This window comes from Bradyrhizobium sp. (assembly GCF_004799405.1).
Classification (GTDB): Bacteria; Pseudomonadota; Alphaproteobacteria; order Rhizobiales; family Xanthobacteraceae; genus Bradyrhizobium.
On the sequence record NZ_SSMW01000058.1, the window covers coordinates 1 to 11,709 of the forward strand.

Genomic DNA, 11,709 nt, shown 5'->3' on the forward strand with positions numbered 1-11,709 from the left:
CGCGTCACCCCGGAAATCATTGAACAGCCGAATAACCGCGTCGATCTCATTTTCACCATCGTCGAAGGCTCGAAAACCGGTATCAAATCGGTCGATTTCATCGGCAACAATTTTTATTCGTCTTACCGTCTCAAGGACGTCATCAAGACCCGCGAATCGAACCTGCTGAGTTTCCTGGGCGGCGCCGACGTCTACGACCCTGACCGGATCGAAGCGGATCGGGATCTGATCCGCCGCTATTACCTGAAGCACGGTTTTGCAGACGTACAGGTGGTCGCCGCGCTGACCGAATACGATCCGGAGCGCAAGGGGTTCCTGGTGACCTTCAAGATCGAGGAAGGTCAGCAATATCGCGTGGCGTCGGTCAACTTCCAGTCCAGCATCAATACGCTCGATGGAAATTCACTGAACAGCTTCTCGCGGGTCCATGTCGGTTCGCTCTATAACGCCGAGGCGCTGGAGAAGTCCGTCGAGGAAATGCAGATCGAGGCCTCGCGGCGGGGTTACGCCTTTGCGATCGTGCGCCCGCGCGGCGACCGCAATTTCGAGGCGCATACCGTTTCCATCACGTTCACCATCGACGAAGGCCCGCGAACCTATATCGAGCGTATCAACATACGCGGCAATACCCGCACCCGGGATTACGTCATTCGCCGCGAATTCGATATTTCCGAGGGCGATGCGTACAACCGTGCGCTGGTCGACCGCGCCGAGCGCCGCCTTAAGAATCTCGATTACTTCAAGACGGTGAAGATCACCACCGAGCCGGGATCCTCAAGTGATCGCGTGATTCTCCTGGTCGATCTCGAAGAAAAATCCACCGGCGACTTCTCGGTGTCGGGCGGTTATTCGACCACCGACGGCGCGCTTGCCGAGGTCAGCATTTCCGAACGTAACTTCCTCGGCCGCGGTCTTTTTGCCAAGGCGTCGGTGACGTATGGCCAGTACGCCCGCGGCGGCACGCTTTCATTTGTCGACCCGTATCTGCTCGACTACCGCGTCGCCATGGGCCTCGACCTGTTTTATCGCCAGCAGCTTCCCAACTCGTATATTTCGTACGGCACCAAGACGCTGGGCTTCAGTCCGCGGCTCGGCTTCACCCTGCGCGAGGATCTGTCCTTGCAGCTTCGGTATTCGCTTTATCAGCAGGAAATAACGCTGCCGTCCAGTCTCGACAATTGTAACAATATTCTGGGACCGACCTTTAATCCGACACCGGCGTATGCGAACGCGTTATTCAATGCCGGCCTTGGACCCGCCTTGGACCCGTCAGGAAAGACCCTGTGGTGCTTGGGCGACGGCGAGTCGTCGCTGCCGGTTCGGCAGGAACTGGCGCAAGGCGCGACCTGGACCTCGGCGGTCGGCTATTCGCTGGATTACAATACCCTCGATAACAACAAGAATCCCACCGACGGTCTGCTTATCGACTTCAAGCAGGACTTCGCCGGTGTCGGCGGCGACGTGCACTACATCAAGTCGGCGATCGATGGGAAATTCTACCAGTCGCTGATTTCCGATATCGTCGGAATCGTCCACGTTCAGGCTGGCATCCTTAACCAGTTCGGCAGTACTCCGCTTCGAATGCTGGATCAGTTCCAGATGGGCCCCAATCTTGTCCGCGGCTTTGCCCCGAACGGGATCGGTCCGCGCGACCTGACGTTCTGGAATTTTACCCACGCTGGCGACGCACTGGGCGGCACCAGATATTGGGGTGCGTCGGCCGAATTGCAGATGCCGTTCTGGTTCCTGCCCAAGGAGGTCGGCTTGAAAGGCGCTGTGTATGCCGATGCCGGTTCGTTGTGGGACTATAGGGGACCGACGTCATGGGCCGCGACCGGCGAAATCAACGGCATCCCGAACAAGTCCAATGGCGTTTATTGTAATTGCGCTATGCAATACGACGACAGCAATGTCATCCGTACCTCCGTCGGCGTCGGCCTGATCTGGGCGTCTCCATTCGGGCCTCTGCGCTTCGACTACGCGATCCCGATTACCAAAGGTAAGTACGACGTCGTGCAGGAATTCAAGTTTGGCGGCGGGACGTCGTTCTAATTCGCGTGACGAAGACACGTCATAGCGAGAAAATGGAGCGCGGTTTTGATCCATCAAAACCGCGGCTCTAGTTCGATCACCGGCCGGACCGCGACGGGTGGAATGGCGCAGCCGAGATTTTTCGAACAACCACCTTCGTCAACGCTGGCCGACATCGCCGCGTTGACCGATGCGCGTTTGGTCGATGCGTCGCGGAGCGGACAACAGGTCAGGGGACTGGCTTCGCTCGACGAGGCCGGCCCGATGCATCTGACATTTTTCGACAACCTGAAATACGCCGATCAGCTTGCTTCGACCAAAGCCGGGGCGTGTCTGGTCAACGCGCGTTTCGAGGCTAAAGTGCCCGCTCATGTCGCGGTGTTGCGCGCCACCCAGCCCTTCCGGGCGTTTGTGAAAATTGCTCGCCAACTGCATGGCGACGCGCTGCGGCCGCAGTCCTGGTTCGGCGTTACCGGCATTGCACCGTCCGCCATCATCGATCCGACGGCGCATCTGGAGGACGGCGTAGTTGTCGATCCGCTTGCCGTGATCGGCCCAAACGTCGAGATCGGCGCCGGGACGGTGATCGGCGCGGGCGCGGTGATCGGCGTCAACGTCAGGATCGGCAGGGATTGCAATGTCGGTGCGCGGTCCGCGATCCAGTTTGCCCTTATCGGCAACAACGTCCTGATCCATCCGGGCTGCAGCATCGGGCAGGACGGGTATGGCTTCGTCTTCTTTGGACCGGATGGTCATTTAAAGGTTCCGCAGACCGGCCGTGTCCTGATCCAGAACGACGTCGAGATCGGAGCCGGAACCACCATCGACCGTGGCAGCCTGCGCGATACGGTGATCGGCGAAGGCACGAAAATCGACAATCAGGTCCAGATCGGCCACAATGTGACGATTGGAAGGCACTCTCTGCTGGCGGCGCAGATTGGGCTCGCGGGCAGCCTGACGATTGGCGACAATGTGGCGCTGGGGGCCAAGGTGGGGATCAACAATCATCTCCATATCGGCGACGGCGCTCAGGTCACGGCGATGAGTGGGATCATGGATGACATTCCGGCGAACGGACGCTGGGGTGGTATCCCCGCGAGGCCGGCCAAACAGTGGTTCCGGGAGGTCATTGCGCTGGAGCGCCTGGCGCGCGACGGCAAGGCCGGCCGGAAGGACGAGGGGCGCGATTGATGGAGGCACCGGTCAGAATTGAGCTTGTGGACATCAACGCCATACTCAAGACGCTTCCACACCGCTATCCGATGCTGCTGATCGATCGGGTGATCAATATCCGGAGCGACTACAGCGGCATCGGCATCAAGAACGTCACCTTCAACGAGCCGGCGTTCCTCGGGCATTTTCCCGAGCGCCCGGTCTATCCGGGGGTGATGATGATCGAAGCCATGGCGCAGACTGCCGGCGTCATCGGCATCACGTCAATCGAAGGCACCCAGAAGCCGCGCGCGGTTTATTTTCTCACCATCGACAGGTGCAAGTTTCGCAAGCCGGTGATGCCCGGCGACACCATCGAATATCACATGCGCCGCATCAGCCGCCGCAAGGCGATGTGGTGGTTTCACGGCGATGCCATCGTGAACGGCGCGACCGTCGCCGAGGCCGACGTTGGCGCAATGCTGACCGACTGATGAGGGAACGATGAGTACGATCGATCCCACCGCGCGGATTGAAGATGGTGCCGTGATCGGCGAGGGTACCTCGATCGGTCCCTATTGCATCATCGGCCCCCATGTCGTCATCGGCGCGGACTGCAAGCTGATCGCGCATGTGCACGTCACCGCACAGACCGCCATCGGCGCCGGCTGCACGATCTATCCGTTTGTCTCGCTGGGCACGCCACCGCAATCCCTGAGCTATCGTGGCGAACTTACCAGACTGGAGATTGGCCAGGGCTGCACCATCCGGGAGCAGGTGACCATGAACGCAGGGACCGTAGCCGGTGGAGGCATTACGCGTGTCGGGGATCGCGGCTATTACATGAATTGCAGCCACGTCGGTCACGATTGTCAGGTCGGCAACGACGTGATCTTCGCGACCTCGGCGACGCTTGGCGGTCACTGCAAGGTCGGCGATTTCGTTTTCATCGGTGGACTGTCGGCCGTGCATCAGTTCGCCCGCATCGGAACGCAGGCGATGATCGGCGGTGTCTGCGGTGTTCGCAAAGACGTGATTCCATTCGGAATCGTCAGCGGCCGATACGCCAGTCTGGAAGGCCTCAACATCGTCGGCATGAAGCGCCGCAAGTTCACCCGGGAGCGGTTGATCAGGATCCGGTCGTTTTATCAGAAGCTGTTTCACGGACCGGGCAGTTTTGCCGAAAGGCTGCGCGAAGTGCAGCCGCTGGCGGCGGAAGATCCCGCCATCAGGGAGATCCTGACGTTCATTAGCGAAGGCGAGCACCGCGAACTATCCCTTCCGGTCGAATCGCGCGACCGGCAATGAGGACGGAGTCGCCGAGGCCATGATGACAGCGGCTTTGGAGGTTTCATCGCCGGTCGGCTTGATCGCGGGAGGCGGGGTCATGCCGTTTGCGGTAGCGGATTCCCTGATTGCACGAGGTGTCGAGCCCGTCGTTTTCGCGCTGCGCGGAGCCTGTGATCCGGTTGCGGTAAAACGCTTTCGCCATCACTGGATTTCGGTCGGCCAGATCGGTAGGGTGGCAAGATTGTCTCGGGCGGAAAACTGCCGCGATCTGGTTTTCATCGGCGCGCTGGTGCGGCCGGCGCTTTCCGAGATTCGCCTGGACTGGGGTACCCTTCGCGTCCTTGGCCACGTGCTGGCGGCGTTCCGGGGCGGCGACGATCACCTGCTGTCCGGCATCGGCCGCATCTTCGAACAGTACGGCTTCCGGATGGTGGGAGTGAAGGACGTCGCCCCGGAGCTGCTGATGCCCGAGGGATGCCTCACCCGGGCGTCGCCCGACCAAAGTGCCATCGCCGACATCGCCAAAGGGCGTGACGTGTTGCGGGCGCTCAGCCCCTTCGACATCGGCCAGGCGGCCGTCGTGATCGGCGGCCACGTGGTCGGGGTGGAAGACATCGAAGGCACCGACGGCTTGCTGGCGCGGGTGGCGCGGTTGCGTGCCGAGGGGCGCATCCGGGCGCCGGTCTCGCGCGGCGTGCTGGTGAAAGCGCCCAAGAGCGGACAGGACCTGCGTTTCGACCTGCCGACCATGGGCCCGCGAACCGTCGAAGGCGCGGCCTTGGCGCAGCTAGCCGGGATTGCCATCGTCGCCGGCAACACCCTCGTCGCCGAGCCCCAGGCCATGATCGAGGCGGCGGATGCCGCAGGCCTGTTCGTGACCGGCTTGCCGGTGTAATGGCAGTGCCAGCGAGCGCCCGGGTCGCGCGGAAAATATTTCTGATCGCGACCGAAGAATCGGGGGATCGGCTTGGCGCCCCCTTGATGAAGGTGTTGCGCCAGCGCCTTGGCGGAGCCGTGCAGTTTGAAGGCGTCGGCGGCCAGTCGATGGCGCGCGAGGGACTGGTCTCGCGGTTTCCGATCGAAGAACTGTCGATCATGGGATTGACGGCGGTGGTGAAGCAGTTGCCGATGATCCTGCGGCGCATCCGGCAAACCGCGGATGCGGTGATCGAGACGTCGCCCGACATTCTCGTCATCATCGACAGTCCCGATTTTACCCATCGTGTGGCCAGGCGCGTTCGGGCTCGCGATCCCTCGATACCGATTATCGATTATGTCTCGCCCTCGGTCTGGGCATGGCGATCGGGCCGGGCGCGGTCGATGCGCGGCTATATCGATCACGTCCTGGCCTTGCTGCCCTTCGAGCCGGAAGCATACCGCAGGCTTCGCGGACCGCCTTGCAGCTATGTCGGCCATCCCCTGACCGAGCAGGTCGGGATGCTCCGGCCCAGTATCGACGAACAGCAGCGTCGCGACAGCCAGCCTCCGGTTCTTCTGGTGCTGCCGGGCAGCCGCCGCAGCGAGATCAGGCACCACATGGCGATATTCGGCGAAACGCTGGGCCTGCTGCAGGCCGAGAGCGGGCCGTTCGAATTGATCCTGCCGACCATGCCGCATTTGCAGGAGGCGGTTTCGGAAGGGGTGAAAAGCTGGCCGGTACAGCCGCGCGTCGTCCTCCGCGAAAATGAAAAGCGGGCGGCGTTCCGTATTGCGCATGCGGCCTTCGTCAAATCCGGTACAGCGACGCTCGAACTGGCGCTCGCGGGCGTACCGATGGTTGCCGCCTACAAGGGCAGCGCCATCGAGGCCTGGGTCGCGCGGCGCGTGGTCCGCACCAGCTCGGTCATTCTGGCAAACCTGGTCATCGGCGAGAATGTCGTGCCGGAATTCCTGCAGCAGGACTGTACACCGCAGAAACTGGCGCCCGCGTTGCACGAGATCATGGTCGACTCCGCATCGCGGCGGCGCCAGGTCGAGGCCTTCGCGAACATCGACCGGATCATGTCGACCGGCGATCAGCCGCCGAGCGTGAGGGCCGCCGATATCGTGCTGGCGACGTTGCGCAAGTCGCGGCGATCCAACTAGCGCGCCGATTTACTTGCGCTTGGCGATATCGACGTAGTCGCGTCGGGTGACGCCGGTATAAAGCTGGCGCGGGCGACCGATCTTCTGCTGCGGATCCTCGATCATTTCGCTCCACTGGCTGATCCAGCCGACGGTGCGGGCGACCGCAAACAGCACAGTGAACATCGCGGTCGGGAAGCCCATCGCCTTCAGCGTGATGCCCGAATAGAAGTCCACATTCGGATAAAGCTTGCGCTCGATGAAATAGTCATCGTGCAGCGCGATCTTTTCCAGTTCCAGCGCCACCTTCAGCATCGGATCGTCGCCGTGGCCGGTCTCCGCCAGCACCGCGTGACACATCTTCTGCATGATCTTGGCGCGCGGATCGTAGTTCTTGTAGACGCGGTGCCCGAAGCCCATCAGGCGGACTTCGCTGTTCTTGTCCTTCACCCTCTTGATGAAGTCCGGGATCTTGTCGACCGAGCCGATCCCGGCGAGCATGGCCAGCGCAGCTTCGTTGGCGCCGCCGTGGGCCGGTCCCCAAAGACAGGCGATGCCGGCGGCGATGCAGGCAAACGGATTGGCGCCGGAGGAGCCGGCGATCCGGACCGTCGAGGTCGAGGCGTTTTGCTCGTGGTCGGCGTGCAGGATGAAGATCTTGTCGAGCGCGTCGGCCAGAACCGGGTTGATCTTGTATTCCTCGCAAGGCACCGCGAAGCACATATTGAGGAAATTCTCGGCAAAGGTCAGCGAGTTCTTCGGATAAACGAAGGGCTGGCCGATGGTGTACTTGAACGCCATCGCGGCCAGGGTCGGAATCTTCGCGATCATGCGCATCGAGGCGATCATGCGCTGGGTCGGATCGTTGATGTCGGTGGAGTCGTGATAGAACGCCGCCAGCGCGCCGACCGATGCCACCATGACCGCCATGGGGTGGGCGTCGCGGCGGAAGCCCTGGAAGAACCGGGCCATCTGCTCGTGCACCATGGTGTGATGGATCACGCGCTGGTCGAAATCGACCTTTTGGCTCTTGGTCGGCAGTTCGCCATAGAGCAGGAGGTAGCAGGTTTCGAGGAAGTCGCCGTGCTCGGCCAGTTGTTCGATCGGGTAGCCGCGGTATTCCAGGATGCCGGCGTCGCCGTCGATATAGGTGATCTTGGACTGGCAACTGGCGGTGGAGGTAAAGCCGGGGTCGTAGGTGAAGATCCCGGATTGGGCGTAGAGCTTGGCGATGTCGATGACATCAGGCCCAACGGTGCCGCTCAGGATCGGGAAGTCGTAGTTCTTGTTGCCGACCGTCAGTGTTGCAATTTTGGCTTGGGATTTTGCGTCCATCGTAAGGTCCCCGACGAGATCGTTGCGAATGCCGGCCGCCGCATGCGCCATACCAGCCGATATGGCGCGGGAGACCGGGTATTCCAAGACAGCACCATGTAAATGGGTATCGTATTGCTGTGTGCACTGCAAGATGGCCGGTTCAGGCCTGCCATTCCGCTTATGCGGGGACCTGATCGCCGAGGCGGGCGAGGCATTCCTGCCGTCCCAGCACCGTCAGGACGTCGAAGATCCCCGGCGAGGTGGTGCGTCCGGTCAGCGCCACCCGCAGCGGCTGGGCCACCGAGCCGAGCTTGAGATTGTTCGCTTCGGCAAAGGCGCGGACCGCAGCTTCCGTGGTGTTCGAATCCCAGGTTGTGACCGCTTCAAGCGCGAGGCGAAGCCGGCGGATCAGTTCGCGGTTTTCCGGCGTCAACAACGCCACGGCCTTTGGCTCCATCTCAAGCGGCCGATCGGCGAAGATGAAATAGGCACCGTCGATCAGTTCGATCAGCGTCTTGGCGCGCTCCTTGAGGTTGGGCATCGCCTGCAGCAATTGCGCGCGCGTGGTGTCGTTGAGCTTCGCCTTGAGCGCCGGACCCTCGGGGAAATAGTCCAGCACGCCTTCGAGCATGGTCACGAGAGATTGATCGTCGGCGTGACGGATATAGTGGCCGTTGAGGTTTTCCAGCTTGGCGAAGTCGAAGCGGGCGGCCGAGCGTCCGACGCCGGACAGATCGAAATCGGCGATCATCTCGTCGGTCGAAAATATTTCCTGGTCGCCATGGCTCCATCCGAGCCGGACCAGGTAATTGCGCAGCGCCGCCGGCAAATAGCCCATCGCGCGATAGGCATCCACGCCCAGCGCCCCGTGGCGTTTTGACAGTTTCGAGCCGTCGGGCCCATGGATCAGAGGGATGTGGGACATGTTGGGAATATCCCACGCCAGCGCGTCGTAGATCTGCTTCTGCCGCGCGGCGTTGATCAGGTGATCGTCGCCGCGGATGACGTGGGTGACACCCATGTCGTGATCGTCGACCACCACCGCCAGCATATAGGTCGGGTTGCCGTCGCCGCGCAGCAGAACGAGGTCGTCGAGGTTCTCGTTCTGCCAGACCACGCGGCCCTGGACCTGATCCTCGATCACGGTTTCGCCGGCCTGCGGCGCCTTGAGCCTGATCGTGGGCTTCATGCCGGGAGGGGCATCCGATGGATCGCGGTCGCGCCACAGCCCGTCATAGAGCCGCGCGCGGCCCTCGGCCCGCGCCCTTTCGCGCATCGCCGTGAGTTCCGCCGGGGTGGCGTAGCAGCGATAGGCCTTGCCGCTGGCCAGCAAGCTTTCGGCAACCTCACGGTGTCGCGCAGCCTGGGTGAACTGGTAGACGACGTCGCCGTCCCAATCGAGTTCGAGCCATTTCAGCCCGTCCAGGATCGCCGCGATCGCGGGCTCGGTCGACCGCTCACGGTCGGTGTCCTCGATCCGGAGCAACATCCTGCCGCCGTGTTTGCGCGCGTAAAGCCAGTTGAACAGCGCGGTGCGGGCTCCTCCGATATGGAGAAATCCGGTTGGCGAGGGAGCAAAGCGCGTGACGATGGAATCGGTCATTGCGGAATCGGGTCTTGAAGAAACGGGTCTTGTCGGAAGCGGCCCTGCACCAAGCGGGCAGGCGCAAGGCGCGGTGGTGTATAGCAGGAACCGTGCATAACTAAAGCTTTGCTTGCGGCGAGCGGATTTGGCAGAAGGTCCGCTGATCCCGAACAGGAACTGGCAATGACAGCAGAACCGGCGGCCACAGAGGCAGGGCGCGATTTTATCCGCGACATCGTCCAGGCCGATCTCGACAGCAAAAAACACAGTCGGATCGTGACGCGGTTTCCGCCGGAGCCGAACGGCTACCTGCACATCGGCCATGCCAAGTCGATCGCGCTCAATTTCGGCATCGCGCAGGAATTCTCCGGGCAATGTAACCTGCGGTTCGACGACACCAATCCGACCCGGGAAGAGCAGGAATATATCGATTCGATTCAGGCCGACGTGAAGTGGCTGGGCTACGACTGGGGCGCCAACCTGTTTTACGCGTCGGACTATTTCGATCGCCTCTATGAATGGGCGGAAGGCTTGATTCGTGCCGGCGGCGCCTATGTCGACGATCAGTCGCAGGAGGAAATCCGGATCAGGCGTGGCACCCTGACCGAACCCGGCCGCAACAGTCCGTTCCGCGAGCGCCCGGTGGAGGAGAATCTCGATCTGTTTCGCCGCATGAAAGCCGGCGAGTTTCCGAACGGCGCGCGGGTATTGCGCGCGAAAATCGACATGTCCTCGGGCAATATCAATCTGCGCGACCCCGTGCTCTACCGCATCCTGCATGCGACCCACCCCAGGACCGGCGACAAATGGTCGATCTATCCGAGCTATGACTACGCCCACGGCCAGTCCGACGCCATCGAGGGCGTCACGCACTCGCTCTGCACGCTGGAATTCGAGGATCACCGGCCGCTCTACGACTGGCTGCTCGCCAAATTGCCGGTGCCCGCGAGGCCGCAACAGTACGAGTTCGCGCGGCTCAACCTGTCCTACACGCTGCTGTCGAAGCGGGTGCTGACCGAACTGGTGCGCGGCGGCCATGTCGCCGGCTGGGATGATCCGCGGATGCCGACGATCGCCGGGCTGAAACGGCGCGGGGTGCCGCCGGCGGCGATCCGCGAGTTCGTCAAACGCATCGGCGTTGCCAAGGCCAACAGCGTCGTCGATGTCGGGATGCTGGAATTCTGCATCCGCGAGCTTCTCAACAAGAGCGCGTTGCGGCGCATGGCGGTGCTGCGGCCGCTCAAGGTCGTGATCGAGAATTACCCCGAGGGCCGGAGCGAAGAGCTTGAGGCCGTCAATCATCCCGACGATCCGGCGGCGGGCTCCCGCAAAATCGCGTTCGGCCGCGAGCTGTATATCGAGCAGGACGACTTCATGGAGAATCCGCCGAAGAAGTTTTTTCGTCTGTCGCCGGGTAGCGAAGTGCGGCTGCGCTACGCCTATTTCATCAAATGCCGCGAAGCGATCAAGAATGCGGCCGGTGAGGTGGTCGAACTTCGCTGCACCTACGATCCAGCGACACGCGGCGGCAACGCGCCCGATGGCCGCAAGGTCAAGGCGACCATGCACTGGCTTTCGGCGGCGCAGTCGCGGCCTGCCGAAATCCGCATCTACAATCCGCTGTTCACAAAACCCGCGCCCGATGCCGCCAACTTCGCTGCCGACCTCAATCCGCAGTCGCTGGAAATCCTGGGGGATGCCCGGATCGAGCCTGCGATCGCGGAGAGCAACTCGCCGGAGCCCGTGCAGTTCGAGCGGCAGGGTTATTTTGTGCGCGATTCCAGTTCGACGGCGGATCGTCCGGTGTTCAATCGCACCATCGGCCTGCGCGACACGTTTGCGAAGGAAGTCGGCAAGGGCTGAGGGTTGGGCGGTCGCGGATTTCAATTTCAAACCACCGGGAACGTGATTGCGAGCGCGCCATTTCTCAGTGTCGTTCCTGTGTTCGCAGGGACGACGCGTTGATTGAGTGCACGGTGCAGCTCTAAATGAAGCCGTCATGCTCCGCGAAAGCGGGGCATCCAGTACGCCGCGGCTTCCCGGTTCAATCATCGGCGTCTCTGGAATGCTGGATCGCCCGCCTTCGCGGGCGATGACAGTTGGAAGCACACCTTCGCATTCCCGCGTCGCGATGCGACCGAGTCATGCATTTATTTTCCGCCCCAGAGGGCGTGGGGAATGCCGGGCGCACGATGCACCCGCAGCCCGGCAGGGCAGAAAAAACAAGCCATGCCGGTAACAGTCACCACAGGTCCACCGGATCATCCCGG

9 protein-coding genes are annotated in these 11,709 nt (G+C 62.0%); 7 read left to right on the plus strand and 2 right to left on the minus strand.

All coding sequences use genetic code 11. The annotated features are described in order from the left end of the window. From bamA to lpxB, 6 genes are all read left to right on the plus strand, one after another. Positions 1-2,052, plus strand: a 2,052-nt coding sequence (gene bamA / locus E7813_RS09370) for an outer membrane protein assembly factor BamA (protein ID WP_291573100.1), incomplete at its 5' end; no start/stop codon positions are given. Positions 2,053-2,154: 102 nt separating this feature from the next. Beyond that, on the plus strand, positions 2,155-3,222 hold the full coding sequence (gene lpxD, locus E7813_RS09375; protein ID WP_291573112.1) for a UDP-3-O-(3-hydroxymyristoyl)glucosamine N-acyltransferase: 1,068 nt from the start codon (positions 2,155-2,157) through the stop codon (positions 3,220-3,222). Beyond that, the gene (gene fabZ, locus E7813_RS09380) at positions 3,222-3,677 is read left to right on the plus strand and encodes a 3-hydroxyacyl-ACP dehydratase FabZ (RefSeq protein WP_291573113.1); all 456 of its coding nucleotides are present in this window, start codon (positions 3,222-3,224) and stop codon (positions 3,675-3,677) included. Before lpxD ends, fabZ begins: the two co-directional genes overlap by 1 nt. 10 nt (positions 3,678-3,687) lie before the next feature. Then, complete coding sequence (gene lpxA / locus E7813_RS09385) at positions 3,688-4,491, plus strand: acyl-ACP--UDP-N-acetylglucosamine O-acyltransferase (RefSeq protein ID WP_291573102.1); 804 nt, start codon at positions 3,688-3,690, stop codon at positions 4,489-4,491. A gap of 19 nt (positions 4,492-4,510) precedes the next feature. Then, positions 4,511-5,368 (plus strand): UDP-2,3-diacylglucosamine diphosphatase LpxI, encoded by an 858-nt coding sequence (lpxI, locus tag E7813_RS09390; protein ID WP_291573104.1) that lies wholly within the window; start codon positions 4,511-4,513, stop codon positions 5,366-5,368. Then, positions 5,368-6,558, plus strand: a complete 1,191-nt coding sequence (gene lpxB / locus E7813_RS09395) for a lipid-A-disaccharide synthase (protein WP_291573106.1) — start codon at positions 5,368-5,370, stop codon at positions 6,556-6,558. The genes lpxI and lpxB overlap by 1 nt, the downstream gene beginning before the upstream one ends. A gap of 9 nt (positions 6,559-6,567) precedes the next feature. On the opposite strand, the gene gltA is transcribed toward lpxB, so the two are convergent. Continuing rightward, on the minus strand, positions 6,568-7,872 hold the full coding sequence (gene gltA / locus E7813_RS09400; RefSeq protein ID WP_291573108.1) for a citrate synthase: 1,305 nt from the start codon (positions 7,870-7,872) through the stop codon (positions 6,568-6,570). A gap of 160 nt (positions 7,873-8,032) precedes the next feature. Further along, positions 8,033-9,457, minus strand: a complete 1,425-nt coding sequence (gltX, locus tag E7813_RS09405) for a glutamate--tRNA ligase (RefSeq protein ID WP_291573110.1) — start codon at positions 9,455-9,457, stop codon at positions 8,033-8,035. Positions 9,458-9,622: 165 nt separating this feature from the next. Here gltX and E7813_RS09410 point away from each other — a divergent pair, with 165 nt between their 5' ends. Continuing rightward, positions 9,623-11,302, plus strand: coding sequence for a glutamine--tRNA ligase/YqeY domain fusion protein (locus E7813_RS09410; RefSeq protein ID WP_291573111.1), 1,680 nt, complete (start codon positions 9,623-9,625; stop codon positions 11,300-11,302). The last annotated feature ends 407 nt before the right edge of the window (positions 11,303-11,709 follow it).

What these genes read in the sequence shown, in the direction of transcription:
- lpxD (WP_291573112.1), top strand. Translation starts at nt 2,155, where the DNA reads ATGGCGCAGCCGAGATTTTTCGAACAACCACCTTCGTCAACGCTGGCC.
- fabZ (WP_291573113.1), top strand. Translation starts at nt 3,222, where the DNA reads ATGGAGGCACCGGTCAGAATTGAGCTTGTGGACATCAACGCCATACTC.
- lpxA (WP_291573102.1), top strand. Translation starts at nt 3,688, where the DNA reads ATGAGTACGATCGATCCCACCGCGCGGATTGAAGATGGTGCCGTGATC.
- lpxI (WP_291573104.1), top strand. Translation starts at nt 4,511, where the DNA reads ATGATGACAGCGGCTTTGGAGGTTTCATCGCCGGTCGGCTTGATCGCG.
- lpxB (WP_291573106.1), top strand. Translation starts at nt 5,368, where the DNA reads ATGGCAGTGCCAGCGAGCGCCCGGGTCGCGCGGAAAATATTTCTGATC.
- gltA (WP_291573108.1), bottom strand. Translation starts at nt 7,872, where the DNA reads ATGGACGCAAAATCCCAAGCCAAAATTGCAACACTGACGGTCGGCAAC.
- gltX (WP_291573110.1), bottom strand. Translation starts at nt 9,457, where the DNA reads ATGACCGATTCCATCGTCACGCGCTTTGCTCCCTCGCCAACCGGATTT.
- E7813_RS09410 (WP_291573111.1), top strand. Translation starts at nt 9,623, where the DNA reads ATGACAGCAGAACCGGCGGCCACAGAGGCAGGGCGCGATTTTATCCGC.